16 protein-coding genes are annotated in these 16,599 nt (G+C 69.7%); 6 read left to right on the top strand and 10 right to left on the bottom strand.

The window, feature by feature from the left end; all coding sequences use genetic code 11:
• Positions 1–210 precede the first annotated feature (210 nt).
• From CNO20_RS23095 to CNO20_RS17440, 5 genes are all read right to left on the bottom strand, one after another.
• Entirely contained in the window at positions 211–1,245 is a 1,035-nt protein-coding gene (locus tag CNO20_RS23095; protein WP_158237442.1) for a hypothetical protein, read from the bottom strand.
• A gap of 78 nt (positions 1,246–1,323) precedes the next feature.
• A complete protein-coding gene (locus CNO20_RS17425; RefSeq protein WP_101297391.1) occupies positions 1,324–2,199 on the bottom strand; it encodes a hypothetical protein in 876 nt (291 codons plus the stop codon).
• Positions 2,200–2,268: 69 nt separating this feature from the next.
• Positions 2,269–2,655: a hypothetical protein gene (locus CNO20_RS17430; protein ID WP_101297392.1), complete on the bottom strand. Its 387-nt coding sequence runs from the start codon at positions 2,653–2,655 to the stop codon at positions 2,269–2,271.
• Positions 2,652–3,356, bottom strand: a complete 705-nt coding sequence (locus CNO20_RS17435) for a hypothetical protein (RefSeq protein ID WP_101297393.1) — start codon at positions 3,354–3,356, stop codon at positions 2,652–2,654. Before CNO20_RS17435 ends, CNO20_RS17430 begins: the two co-directional genes overlap by 4 nt.
• Positions 3,357–3,519: 163 nt before the next feature.
• Positions 3,520–4,068, bottom strand: coding sequence for an amphi-Trp domain-containing protein (locus CNO20_RS17440; protein ID WP_101297394.1), 549 nt, complete (start codon positions 4,066–4,068; stop codon positions 3,520–3,522).
• 157 nt (positions 4,069–4,225) lie between these two features.
• On the opposite strand from CNO20_RS17440, the gene CNO20_RS17445 reads away from it, so the two are divergent.
• Positions 4,226–5,473: an FAD-dependent oxidoreductase gene (locus tag CNO20_RS17445; protein WP_101297395.1), complete on the top strand. Its 1,248-nt coding sequence runs from the start codon at positions 4,226–4,228 to the stop codon at positions 5,471–5,473.
• A gap of 70 nt (positions 5,474–5,543) precedes the next feature.
• Positions 5,544–6,350 (top strand): TrmB family transcriptional regulator, encoded by an 807-nt coding sequence (locus tag CNO20_RS17450; protein WP_101297396.1) that lies wholly within the window; start codon positions 5,544–5,546, stop codon positions 6,348–6,350.
• A gap of 40 nt (positions 6,351–6,390) precedes the next feature.
• Here the strand turns inward: CNO20_RS17450 and CNO20_RS17455 are convergent, their stop codons facing one another.
• From CNO20_RS17455 to glpA, 3 genes are read right to left on the bottom strand one after another with little or no spacing between them, the layout of a single operon-like run.
• The gene (locus CNO20_RS17455; RefSeq protein WP_101297397.1) at positions 6,391–7,725 is read right to left on the bottom strand and encodes an anaerobic glycerol-3-phosphate dehydrogenase subunit C; all 1,335 of its coding nucleotides are present in this window, start codon (positions 7,723–7,725) and stop codon (positions 6,391–6,393) included.
• Complete coding sequence (gene glpB / locus CNO20_RS17460; RefSeq protein WP_101297398.1) at positions 7,722–8,990, bottom strand: glycerol-3-phosphate dehydrogenase subunit GlpB; 1,269 nt, start codon at positions 8,988–8,990, stop codon at positions 7,722–7,724. The genes CNO20_RS17455 and glpB overlap by 4 nt, the downstream gene beginning before the upstream one ends.
• Positions 8,980–10,755, bottom strand: coding sequence for an anaerobic glycerol-3-phosphate dehydrogenase subunit GlpA (glpA, locus tag CNO20_RS17465; RefSeq protein WP_101297399.1), 1,776 nt, complete (start codon positions 10,753–10,755; stop codon positions 8,980–8,982). Before glpA ends, glpB begins: the two co-directional genes overlap by 11 nt.
• Positions 10,756–11,030: 275 nt before the next feature.
• Here glpA and glpK point away from each other — a divergent pair, with 275 nt between their 5' ends.
• From glpK to ptsH1, 4 genes are all read left to right on the top strand, one after another.
• A complete protein-coding gene (gene glpK, locus CNO20_RS17470; protein WP_101297400.1) occupies positions 11,031–12,569 on the top strand; it encodes a glycerol kinase GlpK in 1,539 nt (512 codons plus the stop codon).
• A complete protein-coding gene (locus tag CNO20_RS17475; RefSeq protein ID WP_233204241.1) occupies positions 12,570–13,646 on the top strand; it encodes a DUF7973 family transport facilitator in 1,077 nt (358 codons plus the stop codon).
• Positions 13,647–13,820: 174 nt separating this feature from the next.
• Positions 13,821–14,996, top strand: a complete 1,176-nt coding sequence (locus CNO20_RS17480; protein ID WP_101297401.1) for a Cdc6/Cdc18 family protein — start codon at positions 13,821–13,823, stop codon at positions 14,994–14,996.
• Positions 14,997–15,056: 60 nt separating this feature from the next.
• Positions 15,057–15,329, top strand: coding sequence for a phosphocarrier protein HPr (ptsH1, locus tag CNO20_RS17485; RefSeq protein WP_101297402.1), 273 nt, complete (start codon positions 15,057–15,059; stop codon positions 15,327–15,329).
• Positions 15,330–15,412: 83 nt separating this feature from the next.
• Here ptsH1 and dhaM read toward each other — a convergent pair whose 3' ends face one another.
• The gene (dhaM, locus tag CNO20_RS17490; RefSeq protein WP_101297404.1) at positions 15,413–15,823 is read right to left on the bottom strand and encodes a dihydroxyacetone kinase phosphoryl donor subunit DhaM; all 411 of its coding nucleotides are present in this window, start codon (positions 15,821–15,823) and stop codon (positions 15,413–15,415) included.
• Positions 15,823–16,536, bottom strand: coding sequence for a dihydroxyacetone kinase subunit DhaL (gene dhaL, locus CNO20_RS17495; protein ID WP_101297405.1), 714 nt, complete (start codon positions 16,534–16,536; stop codon positions 15,823–15,825). The genes dhaM and dhaL overlap by 1 nt, the downstream gene beginning before the upstream one ends.
• Between the last annotated feature and the right edge of the window lie 63 nt (positions 16,537–16,599).

The following is a 16,599-nucleotide window of genomic DNA, read 5'->3' on the forward strand; positions in this document are numbered from 1 at the left end:
CCGGGTCGCTTAACCGCACCTCATACGCCGATCGCGTACCTCCCTTGCGGTAAGCACCTTGCGGTCCGGGATTTGTACTGTCGGGAATAGACAGCGACCGCGATCCGCCGGGGACACCGGCGCGATTCGGAGCCGCCGGCGATTCGGAGCCGACGAACCGACTCGATCGGGGTGTCTCCGATCGCGGGGCGCTCCGCCGACGAGCGGGCGTTACTTCTCTTCGTCCTTTCGCGACCCCCGCCGGAGCGTCGAGAAGCGGCGAACGGCGTTCATGTCCGGCCGATCCCGCGACGGGAGGGTCGAAAACCGCGACCGACCCGACGCGCCGCTGGCGCGCGCGCCGTCTTCGTCCTCGGCGTCGTCGCGGCCTTCCTCGCTCCCTTCGTCCTCCTCGACGGTTTCGTCCGGCCGATCGGCGGACGCCTCGTCCGCTCCGTCGGCGTCGAACGACTCCCGAGCCTCCCGAAGCCCGTCGGAGAGCTCCGCCACGGAATCGAGCAGCCGTTCGCGGAGCGCCTCCCCGGCGGACGGGTCGCCGTCTCCGTCCTCCTCTTTTCCGCCTCCGTCCGCTTCTCCGCCTTCTTCTCCCTCCTCGCCGACGCGCTCTCGTTCCTCTCCGGGAGGCTCGCTCCCCTCTTCGGCGCTTTCGTCCTCCGCTTCGGCGCTTTCGCGCTTCCCTCCCTCGTCGCCTTCGCGGTCACTCCCCTCCGCGCCATCGACTCCGTCCGCGTCGTCGACCCCGTCGACCTCGTCCGCGTCCTCGGTTCCGTCCGCGCCCTCGTCGTCCGAAAGGAACTCGGTTAGCAACCCGCTCAGCGTCGACTCCTCCGCCCTTTCCGCGCCGTTTCCGTCGCCTTCGTCGCCGTCGTCGCCGAACTCTCGGAGCCACGACGCCAACTCCTCGTCGTCGCGTTCCACCGCGCTTCCGAGGTCGTCCATCCGGAGCAGCTTCCGCAGTCGGACGAGCGGATCCGCGTCCGCGTTCGCCACGAGCGCCGGGAGGTCGGTCGGGTCGATCTCCGAGGGGAGGTCGGTGAACCCCGCCGCCCGGAGCAACTCGTCGATGGACGCGTCTTCGAGCGACTCGCCGCCCTCGCGCGCGAGTCGCCGCAGCTCCTCCCGATCTTCGTCTGAGAGGTCGGCCCCTCCCTCGTCGGCGTCCCCGGTGATCGATTCGGCGCGCTCTTCGATCTCCGCGAGGAGTTCGTCGAGTCGTTCGATCTCTTCGGTCTCGTGTTCGGACATCGTCCCTGGCGTGTCGGTTCGGTCGGGAGCCGCGCGGTCAGCGATCGAGCCAGTCTCCGACGAGACGGACGAGGCGGTTCAGTCCGTCCCGCCCTCTTCCGGCCCGCTCTCTGCCGTCCCGTCGTCTTCCGCCCCGCTCCCTTCGGCCCCGTCTCCTTCCGGTTCCCCGTCGTCGCTCCCGTTCCCTTCGGATTCCGATTCGCCTTCGGCGTCCACGTCCTCCGAGAAGCGGTCGACGATCCGGTTGATCATCTCCTCTCTGCTCAGGTTGGCCTTGACGCCGACCTGCTTGGCGACGGACTGGAGGTCCCGGTACGACATGACTTCGAGGAGTTCGCGGTAGGTCTCCTTCTTCAGATCCCCGAGGTCTCCCTCGGAGAGGTCGCCGATGTCGACCGGCGCTCCTTCGACAGCCCCTTCGGTTCCGTCGGTCTCCTCCGCCTCGGCGACCTCCTCCGCCGCGTCAGCCTCCCCGGTTTCTTCGTCCGTCTCCGTCCCCGTCTCCTCGGTCGTTTCCTCGTCGGCCGCTTCCTCGGCCGCTTCTTCCCCCTCGGCCTCCTTCTCCTCGCCGCCTTCCGGCGGTGGGCGGGCGGCGCTTCCGGCTCCTTCGGCGAGCGCCGTCAACCGCTCTTCGAGCGCGTCGCGGAAGCCGCTCGTCTCGGCCGCGTTCCGCAGCGCCGTGCGGAACGCTCCGAGCGCGCGTTCGAGCGGCGACGGCGATTCGTCCGATCCGTCGGACGAGCCCGGCCGGACGCGTCGACCGGCGCGCCGACCCAGTTCCCGTCCGACCGTCGCGCCGACCGCCGCGCCGACCGCCTTTCCGAGCTTCCCGGCGTCGATCTTCTCGGCGACGTCGCCCTCGCCGAGGAGGTCCGCCACGTCGAGCTGCTCGTCGAGCTCGTCCCGGATCGCCCGCTTGAGCGTCGGTCCGTCACCGCCCCCGTTCCCGCTCACGGCTCACCACCGCCGGCGCGCGGGCCCGTCGGGGGGATCGACCGCACGATCCGGGAGGTCACACGGCGTTCACCCGCCCTCTTCGTCTGTTTCGCTCGCTTCATCTCCGTTCTCGCTGTCCTCGTCCGTCCCCTCGGCTTCGTCGGCCTCGTCACTTTCGGCCGATTCCCCGTCGTCCGCATCGTCCGACTCGTCCGATTCGTCCGACTCATTCGACTCGTCCGGCTTTTCTCTCCCGAGGACGTTGACGGCCATCCACGCGCCGAGAAGGCCGCCCAGCCACTCGCCGAGGTGCCGTCCGACGATCTCTCCCAGCCGGCCGCCGATCGCCTCGGCGACCGAACCGCCCTCGTCGAGGACGCCTTCGAGTTCCGTGCCCTCGAAGATCTCGTCGAAGTCCACGTCCTCTCCGACCTGATCGAGCCCCGCGTCTTCGATCAGCGATTCGTCGCTCATGCTTCGGCCTGCTCGCCGCTCTCGTCGCCTTTCGACTTACCGTCGAAGAGCTGCCGGACGAGCTCCTTGAGCAGCTGCGTGAGCAGCTCTTCGAGCGGCAGATCCCTCACGATCTCGCCGAGCGCGCCCCGGATCCGATCCGCGAGCGACGCGACGAACCCCTTCGAATCGTCGTCGCTCTCCCCGTCGCCGCCGAAGAGGCCGCCGAGCAATCCGCCGGGAAGGAGGTCGTCGAGGCCGCCGCGGTTCAGGAGGTTGGCGACCGCCGAGAGGAGGTTGCCGACCAGCCGGCCGTCACCGGGAACGGCCGACACGTCGAGGACGACCTCGTCGAGGTCGACTTCCAGCCCGAGGAGGTTGAGAAACAGGCCTTCGAGATCGAGGAACAGGACGGTCGTGCCTTCCTCCTCCTCGTCCTGGTCTCCTTCTTCCTCCTCTTCCTCCTGGTTCCGCTCTTCTTCGGCTTCCACCTCCCCTTCTTCGCCCTCTTCACCCTCTTCGCTCTCTTCGCCCTCTTCGCCCCCGGTCTCTTCGCCCTCGCCTTCTTCTTCGCCTCCGTCCGGGAGGAGTCGAACCTCCGTCGACGCGCCCCGAGAGGCGGCGGCTACGTCGCTCCCCGATTCTTCGCCGAATTGGGGGTTGAGAATGCGAATCTTTTGTACGCGTTCGCTATCGTGCGAAAGTGTATCCTCGGCGGTCATGTAACGCTCACAGCAAAAATACGGCGTATTTTTTTAAATCCCTACTGGCCGTTTTTCAAGCGGATCCGCTCGGAACGCGGTGGACGCGGTGCGGAGAGACGCGCCGCGCCCGAACCGACGATGGCGGCCGGGTGCGATCCGTCGACGAACGGATCCCCCCGGATCAGCGCGGCTCCGGACCGCCCACGCCCGCTCCCGCCGCGCGGTCGATCACGCGTCGGACCCCGTCGGCGGCGGCGCGCCGCGAGGGGAACCCCCTGCCGCTCATCGCGATGATGTCGTCGCTCCCGTCGACCAGCCGCCAGCGCCACTCGCCCGCCCTGTCCTCGTAGATCTCGAAGCTTCCCGCCTCCTCGTCGTCGAGGCGGTCCAGCGCGACGCTCCCGGAGAGCTCTCGGTCGTCCGGTGATTTCCCCTGTCGCGCCTCGTCGCCCCCGTCGCTCTCGTCGCTCTCGTCGGAGACGCTCCACTCCAGCTCCACTTCGAGGGAGAGCTCGGAACCGTCCTCGCTTTCGCCCTCGTCCGGCTCCTCGCGCTCTATCTCGAACTCGACGAGGAGCTGATCCGGGGGAGTCACGGTCGCCGCGGCCTCCCCCGCGGTGAACGTGATCGCGCCGCCGCGGGCGAGGCCGTCGGCCAGCTCCCGGAACAGCGCGGCGGTCGCCGCCCGCCGGATCGGTCGTTCGAACTCGAAGATGGTCTCGTCGCCCATACTCGATGACTAATCGTCAACGACTCCTAAGCGTTGCGCGGAAGCGCCGCGGGGAGATCCCCCGGCTTCGGCGCACAGGTGTTTTCCCCGTCGGTCCCCAACTCCCTAGCGTGATGCAGGGTCCACTCGACCCTCGTCGGAGAGGGGTGTGTCAGCCGTGAAACGGACGACGGTGCTCGTCATCGGAGGTGGCGTAACGGGCGTCGGCGTCGCCCGCGACCTCGCCGTGCGAGGCGTGGACGTGACGCTGATCGAACGCGGCGGACTGGCGAGCGGGACGTCCGGCCGGTCCCACGGGCTGCTCCACAGCGGCGCGCGGTACGCCGAGGCCGATCGACTCGGCGCGGAGGAGTGCATCGAGGAGAACCGCGTCCTCCGCAACGTCGCCGGCGCGTGCGTGAACGACACCGGGGGGTTTTTCGTCCTGCTCGACGGGGACGACGAGGAGTACTACGAGCGGAAACTCGCCGCGTGCCGGGACGTCGGCATCCCCGCCGACGACGTCGCGGTCGACGCCGCCCACGGCGTCGTTCCGGACCTCCCGGCGGACGCGGTGCGGGTGATGCGCGTCCCGGACGCGGTCGTCTACCCCTCGCGTCTCGTCGCCGCGACGGCCGAGAGCGCCCGCGAGCACGGCGCGGAGATCCACACCCACGCGCCGCTCGTCGACCTCCACGTTCGGGACGGTGGGATCACGTCCGCGACGGTCGGCGGGAGCGTCGACGACCGCATCGAGGCCGACTACGTCGTGAACGCCGCGGGCGCGTGGGCCGGCCAGTGCGCCGCCCTGGCGGGCGTCGACGTGCGGATGCGACCGACGAAGGGGGTGATGGTCGGCGTGGACTACCGGGGGCTCGGACCGGTGCTCAACCGCTGTCGGAGGCCCGACGACGGCGACATCGTCGTTCCGCACGAGGACCAGGTCGTCCTCGGGACGACGAGCGTCGAGGTCGAGGATCCGGACGAGTTCGACGAGGAGGGGTGGGAGATCGAGACCACCGTCGAGCAGTGCGCGAGGCTGTTGCCGCCGGTCGCCGAGGCCGAGATCACGCGGACGTGGTGGGGCGTCCGGCCGCTGTACGCCCCGGACGAGGAGTCGCGGGCGGACGCCGGGGAGGACGCCCGCGGCATCTCCCGCGACTTCTTCCTGCTCGATCACGCGGACGGCGGCGTTGACAACTTCGCCAGCATCGTCGGCGGGAAGCTCACTACCTACCGCCTGATGGCGGAGGCGACGGCGGACCTGGTCTGCGAGAAGCTGGGCGTCGAGGCGGCGTGCGAGACGATGGACGAGCGGCTGCCCGGCGCGGACGACCCGGCGAAGCTGGACGAGCTGGTGGCGAAGTACGACGCCCGATCGCCGTCCGACGAGGACGTGGTCGCCCCGTCGCCGAGCGAGCGATAGCGACGGGGCAATCTTTCACCCGCGTTTTCGCGGCCGCCTCGTATAACCGTCTCGCGGTCCTCCTCCCCCTATGGCCAATGGGAACGAGGCGGTCGGGGTCCTCCAGAACCTCGGCCTGAGCGAGTACGAGGCGAAGTGCTACGTCGCGCTCGCTCACCTGCCGCAGGGAACCGCGCGGGACGTGAGTCGAATCGCGGACGTGCCGCGGTCGCGCGTGTACGGGGCGCTCGACAGGCTCAGCCGGAAGGGGCTGGTCGACGTACAGCGCTCTGAGCCGAAGGTCTTCCAGGCCGTCGGGGCCGACACGGCCCTCCGAATCCTCCGCAGGCAGTACGAGTCGTACTTCGACACCGTCGAGGAGTCGCTCCGCGACGTCGAACCCGCCTACAAGGGGATCGAGCGGGCGGTGTGGGCGATCGAAAACCACGAGAACGTGACGGAGCGGACGTTTTCGCTGATCGAGGAGGCCGAGAGCGAAGTCGTCCTGCTACTCCTCACGGAGGAGATCTTCGACGGCGAGCTGGTCGCAAGGCTCGCGGAAGCGTCCGAGAGGGGCGTTTCCGTCCTGGTCGGGACGGACAGCGAGGCGATCGCCGATGGGATCGAACGGGACGCGCCGGGCGTTCGACTGTTCGACTCGGAGTTGATCCGGTGGTTGAGCGAACGAGAGCCGCCGCAGGAGCGGAAACAGACGCTCGGACGACTGGTGATGACGGACCGGAACGCGGTGCTGGTAAGCGCCGTCTTCGGGGAACCGATTCCGGGGTTCCCCGAGGAGACGGCCGTCTGGAGCAGCGGCGTCGATCACGGGTTCTCGGCGCTGCTCCAGCAGCTTCTCACCCGAGAGATCGAAGGGATCGAAGGAATCGGGAGGTGACTCCACACCCGCTCGTCTTGGAAGGGTCGACCCTCCCCGACTACGTCAGCGCCTCCTCCAACACCTGCAGCGGGTGGCGGATCTCGTAGCCCGTCCCGTGTTCCATCTGCATCGAGCAGGTCGGACACTCCGTCATGCCGACCTCGCCCGCCGCGTGCTCCATGTGTTCGAACATCTCCTCGCCGATCGCCATCGAGGTGTCGTACTTCTCGGCCTTCCAGCCGTACGTCCCCGAGATGCCGGAGCAGGAGGGGCCGACGTCCTCGATCGTCACGCCGTCGAGGTCGCGGAACAGTTCGACCGCCTGTCGGTCGAGTCCCTGATTGCGGGCGTGACACGGCGCGTGGTAGGCGTAGGACCGATCGGACACCGACGCCTCTTCGAGCGCTCCCTCCAGGTCCTCGTGGATCCGGAGGTACTCCATCGCCTCGTAGGTGTGGTTCGAGAGGTCCTCGACGCCGTCCATCGAGAACAGCTCGGGGTACTCCTGCCGGAGCGACATCGAACAGGAGGTGCACGACGCGACGACGTCGTACCCCTCCTCGATCAGCCCGGAGAACCTCTCGGCGTTGACGCCGGCGGCGCGCTCTGCGTCCTTCAGCATCCCGTTCGCGAACATCGGCGTCCCCGAACACCGCTGCCTCGGGACGACGACCTCGTAACCGAACGACTCGAAGACCCGGACCAGCGCCTTGCCGACCTCGGGCGTGTTGTAGTTCGAGTAACAGCCGTGGAAGTACGCGACGCGCTTTTCGTCCGAGGTAGTATCGTCGCCTCGCTCCGCTCTCGCCTCCCGCGCTCGCTTTTTCGAGGCTGCCGCGCCGCCTCGCTCCTCCCACCACTCGCGGAACGTCTGCTCCGCGAACTCGGGGAAGTCGCGCTTCGAGGTGATTCCGAGCACCTTCTCGTTGAACAGTTTCGTGACGCCGAGCCCCATCACGAAGTTCGTGAGGCGGGGCACCTTGCTCCCCAGCTCGGCCATCGTCCGGTAGTTCGCGAGGACGCGGTTCCGGACGTACTCCCGCGAGAGCGTGTCCATCTGCGCTTCGACGTACTCGCCCCGCGCCGCGTTGTGCATCTGCGAGAGCGGCACCGACGACGGGCAGGCGTTGTCGCAGCGCATGCAGTTCGAGCAGGACATGACCGATGGATCGATGTCCTCGTCGCCCTTGCGCTTCAGCCGCCACTGCTCCGGCCCCTGGAACTTCGGTCCCGGGAACTCGTCGTCCACCTCGGCGACCGGACAGACCGAATCGCACGTCGTGCACTTGTAGCAGTTGTCCGCCCCCGGGCGGAGGTCCATCTCCTCCGCCTCCGGGAACACCTGTACCGGCTCGAAGTCGTCTTCCGAACGTGGTTGTTCTGCGTCGCTCATGTCGCTTCTTCACCCGCGTTGCGGCCCGCGACCAACCCGGTCGCGAGCGAGACGCCGCCGCCCGATTTCTCCGCCGCGAAGTCCGCCCCGCCGACGACGCCGCCGGCGGCCCGGAGGTTCGAAAAGTGCGGCCCGCCGCCCTCGTCGGTCGGCCGAAGCTCCGCGTCGGGCACGACGCCGAACCGCGCGAAGGCGTGGTCGCCGAAGGCGTCGTCCTCGAACCAGTCGTATCGGTCCTCCGAGTGGGGGACGCGGCAGCCGAAGATCGGCTCCTCGACGCCCCCGCGGCCCGAATCGATCCCCTTCCCGACCAGGCCGCCGGTGGCGAGCACGAACTGCTCGGCGTGGTACGGCACGCGCTGGCCCTTGCGATCGACGTAAACGGCCCGGACCCGCTCTCCGTCCGCCTCGTAGTCGACGACGGGGTTGCCCGTGCTGATCCGAACGCCCGCCTCGTCGAGCGCCGAGTAGAGCGCGTCCTCCAGTTTGAGGCCGAGGAGGCTCGGCGGCCCAGTCGGAATCTCGAACACCTCCGCGCCGAGGGCCGCCTCCAGGTCCGCGCGCACCTCGTCGGCGCGTTCGTCGCCGAGCAGGGCGGGGAACCCGACCCGCTCGGCCGCTCCGAGGTGCGGCGCGACGGTCTCCGCCAGCGCCCGTCGCGTGCCCGCGCCGTCCGCGCGCTCGTCGCGGTCGAGCGCCTTCGCGAAGCGCGTCACCTTCGCGTCCGCCCGGAAGCGCCGCGGGAACGACACCGTGACCCCCTCGACGGAGAAGGGGACGCCCGCCGCCGAGAGGTGCCGCGCCGCCAGCGGCGCGTCGAAGTCGGTCAGCGATTCGAAGCCGACGAGCAGCGCGTCGCGCGGGTCGCTCGCGAGCCCCGGCGCGGCGCTCTCGGGGTACCGCGCGGTCGGTTTGACGGTCCCGCCGTGGGTGAGCAGGAGGGCGTTCGCGTCGGTGTGCCCGCCGCGGTAGGCGTCGCCGACCACGCCGTCGAACAGCTCGAACCCCTCGCGGACGGCGTCCTCGCCGACGACGCTGTAGGGGTGATCGGCGGGCAGCTCCGCGATGGCCTCGAACGGGTCCGCGATCGGTCCCTCGCCGTCGGGCGCGTACCCCAGGGCGTCGACGAACCCGCTGGCGAAGCGAAGGGTGCTCTTCTTGTAGGAGACGAGCCTGACCGAGGCCCCCGTCTCCGCGGCCGAGAGCGCGGCCGTCGCGCCCGCCAGCCCCCCGCCGACGACGAGCACGTCCTCCCTAATCGGCACGGTCGCCTCCGTCGGTCGCGGCCCGATCGCCGCTCGCGTCCGCGCTCCCGGCCTCGGCCGCGGGCCCGGCGTCGAACGCGCCGAAATCGACGGCCTCGTCCCGCGCGGCCGGATCGCCGTCGCGGTTCATCGTCGTCGCGTGCAGCGCGTACTTCAGCATCGCCTGGGAGAGCTGTTCGCCCCACAGGGCGTGTCGCTCGCCCTTCCACCGCTCCTGGTACAGCTCGTCGAGCGCCGAGCGGACGGTGCGCTCGTCGTGGTCCGGGTGCAGCTCCTGGGCCATCCGGTGACAGCAGAACGCCCCCTGGCAGTTGCCCATGGAGGCGCGCGTCCGGATGCGGACCGCGTTGAGGTCGGTCCCCGATCCCTCGATGGCGTCGTGGATCTCCGCGCGCGTGACGGCCTCGCAGTCGCAGACCACCGGGTTCGCGCCGGACCATCCGCCGAGCACCTCGCGCGAACGCGAGCCGAGCCGCTGTGCGCTCCGCCGCGCGACGGGCGAGCGGAGGCCGAACGACTCCATGTAGTCGTCGAGGACGCCGGCGTCCTCGCTGCCCGGCAGAGGTACCTCCGCGGTTCGACACGCCGCCTCGACCCCCAGCTTCTCGCAGACGTGGTCCGAGATCTTCTCGGCCATCATCCGGTAGGTGGTGAACTTCCCCCCGACGATGCTGGTCATGCCGGGAAGGTCGTCGCGCTCCTCGTGGTCGAGGAGGAAGAAGTCGCGGGTGATGTCCGTCGGATCCGTCGTGCCGGTTCCCGGCGGCTCGTAGAGGGGACGGACGCCCCAGAACGAGCGGATGGTCCGAGCTCCCTTGAGGATCGGCACCAGCTCGGAGAGGGTGTCGATCATGAGATCGACCTCCCACTGCTCTTCGGGGTAGTCGTCGGGGTCTTCGACCTCCTCGTCGGTCGTGCCGAGGATGGCGGTGGTCTCGTGGGGGACGATGATGTCCGCGTCGCCCTTCGGCCGGCAGCGGTTTATCACCGTGTCGACCTGCCGGGTGTTCATGATGACCATGACCCCCTTCGAGGGGCGGACTTCGACGCTCACGCCGGCCATGTCGCCGATCTGCCCGGCCCACGCGCCCGACGCGTTCACCACGTAGTCCGCGCGGATCTCTTCGGTCGTTCCTGACGCCTGGTGCGTGCGTTGGCCCGAGGCGGCGTTCGCCGGCGAGGTACGCTTTCCCGGTCCGGACGCGTGTTCGACCTCGACGCCGACGACTTCGCCGCCGTCCCTCAGCACGTCGACCACCTCGGCGTGCGTCTCGATTCGCGCGCCGTGCCGTTCGGCGCTGGCCGCGTTCGCGACGCAGAGCCGGAAGGGGTCGATCGCGCCGTCGGGAACCCGGATCGCGCGCTTCACGTCCTTCGCGAGGAAGGGTTCGACCGCACGGGCTTCCTCGGCCGTCAGTTCCTCGGCGGGGATGCCGCACTCGCGGCACCCCCGCAGCTTCTCCTCGAAGTAGTCGTCGGGGTCCTCGGGTCGCTGGACGAACAGGCCGCCGGTCATCTCGACGCAGTGACTCGCGATGTCGCGGAGCACGCGGTTCTCCTCGATGCACTCTTTCGCGCTCGCCTGGTCGGAGACGGCGTACCGCCCGCCGCTGTGGAGCAGGCCGTGCATGCGCCCGGTCGTCCCGTGCGTCAGGTTCCCCCGCTCCACGAGCGTCACGTCCGCGCCCCGCATGGCGAGGTCGCGGGCGATGCCTGTCCCTGTCGAGCCGCCCCCGATGACAACCACCGTCGGTGTATCCGTCATCGGTCTACCCGAAGGTTGGACCCAGTCTACTTTACTTTACCCCTAGAAGCGCCTCGCGAGTAAACTATTGACCGACTCGTCGGGTGCCGTCCACGTTCGGCTGAGCGTCCCTTGATTAGACCGATCTCGGTTTAATATACGTGATCAATAGTAGTGGAATATTCACAGATCAATCGGCTAGAGTAAGATTTATAATGATACTCCATTCTGTTTACGTGTGGCACGGCACCGTCGATAAAGAACGGACGTGCCGACCGCGGGAGTGGTGACAACAGATGCCAGAGCAATACGTCGGTGCGATCGATCAGGGTACGACCGGTACGCGGTTCATGGTGTTCGACCACAGCGGACAGGTGGTCGCCAACGCGTACGAGAAGCACGAACAGATCTATCCCGAGCCGGGGTGGGTCGAGCACGACCCCCTCGAAATCTGGGAGAACACGCAGTCGGTGATCAACGACGCGCTCGCGAAAGCGAACCTCGGGCCGGACCAACTCGCGGCCATCGGCGTGACCAACCAGCGCGAGACGACGCTGCTCTGGGACGCCGAGTCCGGCCGCCCGGTCCACAACGCCATCGTCTGGCAGGACCGCCGGACGACGGACCGGGTCGAGGAGCTGGAGGAGGCGGACAAGGTCGGCACGATCCGCGAGAAGACCGGCCTCGAAGCCGACGCGTACTTCTCGGCGACGAAGGCCGAGTGGCTGCTCGACAACGCCGATCCGATCAAGCTGCAGCGCGCCCGGCCGGAGGACATCCGCGACCGCGCCGAGCAGGGAGAGGTCCTGTTCGGCACCATCGACACGTGGATCATCTACAACCTGACGGGCAACCACATCACGGACGTCACGAACGCCTCGCGGACCATGCTGTTCAACATCCACGACATGGACTGGGACGACGAGCTCCTCGCCGAGTTCGGCGTCCCCCGCGAGATGCTCCCCGAGGTGCGCCCGTCCAGCGACGACGACTACTACGGTCGAACCGACGCCGACGGCTTCCTCGGGGCCGAAGTGCCCGTCGCGGGCGCGCTCGGCGACCAGCAGGCCGCCCTGTTCGGGCAGACCTGCTTCGACCCCGGCGACGCGAAGAACACCTACGGGACCGGGTCGTTCTTCCTCATGAACACGGGCAACGAGGCCGTGGAGAGCGAACACGGCCTGCTGACGACCGTCGGCTTCCAGCGCTCCGGCGAGCCGGTCCAGTACGCGCTCGAAGGGGCCATCTTCATCACCGGGGCGGCGATCGAGTTCCTCGAAGACCTCGAACTCATCGAGGACGCGGCCGAGACCGAACAGCTCGCCCGGAGCGTCGACTCCACGGACGGCGTCTACTTCGTGCCGGCGCTCACGGGGCTGGGCGCGCCCCACTGGGACGGCCGGGCGCGCGGCACCATCGTCGGCATGACCCGCGGCACGCGCCGCGAGCACGTCGTCCGCGCGACGCTCGAATCCATCGCGTTCCAGACGCGGGACGTCGCCGAGGCGATGGAGGCCGACTCCGGGATCGAACTCGGCGACCTGCGCGTCGACGGCGGGGCGGTCAAGAACAACTTCCTCTGCCAGTTGCAGGCGAACATCGTCGATTCCACCATCGTCCGCCCGGAGGTCGACGAGACGACCGCGCTCGGCTCCGCGTACGCCGCGGGCCTCGCGGTCGGCTACTGGGAGACGGTCGACGAGCTGCGCGACAACTGGCAGATCGACCGCGAGTTCGAACCGGACGCCGACGCGAACGACGTGGACCGACGCTACGCCCGCTGGGGCGAGGCCGTCGAGCGCTCGCTCGACTGGGCCCGCGACGGGGGTGACTGAATGGTCCCGCTGCAGGCGGACTTCTCGGTCTTCTTCGACCCGGTGATGATCCTCGCGGCCCTCGCCGGCGGCGCGTTCGGGGCGGCGCTCGGGGCGCTCCCCGCCTTCATCTTCACGGGCTTCATGGTCATCGCCGGGCAGGTCGCCGAGTACGTCAACCCCGAGTCGGCCGGCATCACGACGGCCGTCGCGTTCGGGCCGCCGTTCTCGCCGGCGATCAGCTTCGCCGGCGGTGCGGCCGCCGCGGCGTACGCCGCAAAGCGGGGGTACATGGACACCGGCTTCGACTACCACGAGGCGAAGAACATCGCGTTCGCACAGGGGACCAAGCCGGACATCCTCGCCGTCGGCGCGGTCTTCGGGGTCGTCGGCTACTGGCTGACGCAGCTTTCCGCCGTGTTCCTCCTGCCGTGGGACGCCATCGCCATGGGCGTCACACTTTCGGCGCTCATCCACCGCGTCGTGTTCGGCTACTCCATCATCGGGGACGTCCGCGGCGGCGGCCTGTTCGACATGTCGCCCTTCGAGCGCGAGGAGACGCGCGTGATCGGCGAGCCGGCGACGGCGGACGGCGGCGACGACGCCGCGACGGACGGCGGGACCGCGACCGGAAAGACGCGGTTCGCGGTCGAGCCGTGGCTCCCCCACCAGTACAAGTGGCCGGGGGTCGCCACCATCGGCGTCTTCGGGGGGCTCCTCGGCGGGTTCATCGCGCTCGAAACCGGCCTGGTGTTCCTCGGATTCGGGATCAGCGCCGCGACGCTCGTGTTCCTCAACTGCGGCGTCGAGAAGATCCCGGTGACCCACCACATCACGCTCATCGGCTCGGCCGGAGCCGTCGCCGCCGTCGGCGGCGATCCGACCGGGGCAACGACCCTCGGCCTCGTGGCCGGCGGGATCTTCGGCCTGCTGTCGGCGCTGTTCGGCGAGGCGTTTCAGCGGGTGTTCTACGCCCACGGCGACACCCACTGGGACCCGCCCGCGGCGGCCATCGTGATGGGGTCGCTCCTCATCGCGCTCCTCGCCATCGTCGGCGTGCTGCCGGACTCGTCGTACGTCCCGACGTTCGGCCTCTGAACCGAACGCGGCCGCTTTCGAGGAACGCAGCCGTATGGGAAGCACCGTCCGTTCCGCCGGCCGAGGGAGCCTCCCGGCCGGCGACCGACCGTCGGTCGCCCTCGCGGGGTGTCGGCCGGTCGGACGGCGGACGATCCCGCCGCGCGGCGGGGACTCGGATCTGACTGAATCCGAATGAACCTCAGAGAACGAATCGCACGGCGACAACGGACCGACAGCGCACCCAGGCTGGTTCACGACTACGACGCCGTGAACCCGGTCGTCCACCCCGAGGAGCCGACCGGCCGGGGGCCGGTGCTCGAACAGCTGCTCGACCACCTCGAACCGGCGCTCGAAGACGTTCTCCCCCCGAATCTCTACGTGTGGGGGCCGAAGGGCGGCGGCAAGTCCGCGGTCGTCTCGGCGCTCTTCAACCACCTCTCGGAGATGACGCGTGGCTCCCGCTCCGCGATCCTGACCACGACGCGGGCGACGCCGCCCCACCCGACGGAGTTCGTCTACGTCGACGCCCGCGCGGCGAAGAGCGACTTCGGCCTCTACCACGCGGTGCTCGACGCGCTCGTCGAGGAGACGGTGCCGGAACAGGGCGTCGGAACGGCGCAGCTCCGGGCGCGTCTCGGCGACGAACTGCGCGAGCGCGATCGGCGCGCGGTCGTCGCCGTCGACCACGTCGGCGAGCCGGAGACGCACTCGCTCCGGGCGGTCGACGACCTCCTCTCCGAGGCCTCGGACCACGTCTCGTGGCTGGTGATCGGCCGCGACCCGCCGGGCGACGTCGGGTGCGACGCCCCCGCGGTTCGCGTCCCCCCGTACCGGCATCACGCCCTCGTCGACGTCCTCACGGGCCGCGTTTCGACCGGCCTCGCGCGCCACGCGCTCACGCACGAGCAGGTCCGCGAGATCGCGGAGTGGGCCGACGGCGACGCCCACGACGCGCTCGCGGCGGTGTTCGGGGCGACGGACGAGGCGATGCGCGCCGGTCACGAGAGCGTCCTGCCCGCCGACGTCGACGTCGGGACGGCGGCCGTCCCCCGGCCGTGCGTCTCGCTCGGCCGCGTTCTCGCGCTGCCCCCGAACCGCCAGCGCGTGCTCCGACGGCTCCTCGATCTGGACGACGACGGGCTCGGATCGGTGCAGGGCGCGGCGGAGGCGATCGCGGCATCGCCCGACGTCGACCTCTCGGCGTCGACGGTCAAGCGGCTCCTGTACGAGATGGCGGAGAACGGCGTCATGCGGCGGGTGACGATGGACGACGCGACGGGGATCGGTCGGCCGCCGAGCCGCCTCGAACCGCGCTTCCCGACGCTCGTGTTCCGCCGGCTCGCGGCCCTCGACGAGTCGAGGACCTGACCCGACCCCCGCCGAACCGGAACCCGACAAGTAAAGGGTCGCCCCCGCCAAGCGCGCGCCATGGATCGAATCGTCACCGTCGTTCCGGAGGAGGGGCTCCACGCCCGCCCGGCCGCGAAGTTCGTCGAAACAGCGGGCGAGTACGACGCCGCCGTCACCATCGCGCCGGTCGACGGGGACGGGGACCCGGTCGACGCGAGCAGCATGCTCGCGGTCACCGGTCTCGGCGTGAAAAGCGGCGAGGACGTGCGGCTCGTCGCCGAGGGCGACGACGCCGGGGCCGCGCTCGACGCGCTGGAGGAGATCCTCTCGACGCCGGAGGGCGAATCGTAGCGACGAACGGCCGACGGCGGGGCGACGAACTCCGCGCTCGAAACCGCTCGGCTCGGATCTCTGACGACGGTTCGGATTCGGGCTCAGGAGAGTTTCCGGTAGTCCCTGGCCTCTTCTGCGGCCTCGACGACCGATTCCAGCGTCGACTTCGACCCGGCGGCGTTGACCGCCGCGTTGAGCGCGCCCTCCAGCACGGGCGCGTCGGCGATTCGCACCTCGGACTCGGCGCCGAGGGTCTCCTCCGCCATCTCGACCGCGAGCTCCGCGTTCATCACGGCGCTGCCGAGGTCGACGAGCACGACGACGTCCTCGCCGTCGCCGCCGGCGGCCGCCTCGATCGCCTCGCGGATGTGCGGGGCGCTCGTCCCGATGCCGCCGTCGCCGTCGCCGCCGGCGGGTTCGATCCTCGCGTCCGCGCCGCCCATCTGCGCGGCGATCTCGCAGATCCCCTCGGCGGCCTTGGCGCTGTGGGAGACCACGACGAGCCCGACCATCAGTCGTCCTCCGGGGTGGGCTCCTCCTCGGGCACGTCCGGCGACGCGGCGTCCACGTCGACGTCGCCCTCCAGGTACTCCTCGGCCGTCGCCAGGAGCTCCTCCACGATGAAGAGGGTGCTCGTCGCGCCGGGGTCCTGGTGGCCGACGGAGCGCCAGTCGAGGTAGGAGGCGCGCCCCTTCCGGGCCTTGATCGGCACCGTGAAGCGGACACCGCGCTCCGCGGCGTCGACCGCCTTCGCCAGCGCGGTCAAAGGGGGCAGGTCGTCCTGCTCGATCGACTTCTTGTAGGTGTGGACCGCCGGCGTGAGCGCGTCGACCATCGTCTTCGCGCCGATCTCCGCCTTGCCCCGCTCCTGGACCTTGTCCAGGTACGCCTCGGCGAACGCGACGCTCGTCTCGGCGGTGATCCCCTCGGAGAGCTCCGCGCTGGCGCTCATGATCGACCCGCCGTACAGCGGGCCGGACGCGCCGCCGACCTCCGAGATCAGCGTCACCCCGACGGTCTTGACGAGGTCTGCGACCTCGCCGTCGTCCGCGTCGGCGGTCTTCTCGGCGACCGCCCGGAAGCCGCGGCTCATGTTCGCCCCGTGGTCGGCGTCGCCGATGGCGGAGTCGAGATCCGTGAGGTACTCCTTCTCGGCTTCGATCCGGTCTGCGACGTTCTCGATCGCGTCGAGCACCGCCTCGCGCTGCGTCTCGGTGTCGGCCATACCGTTACGGGGGTCGGAGGCGGCAAAGCGTTTGTGTCGCGGATCGGTCGTCCTCGTCAGCAG

Source organism: Halegenticoccus soli (assembly GCF_002844195.1).
GTDB classification, from domain to species: Archaea; Halobacteriota; Halobacteria; order Halobacteriales; family Haloferacaceae; genus Halegenticoccus; species Halegenticoccus soli.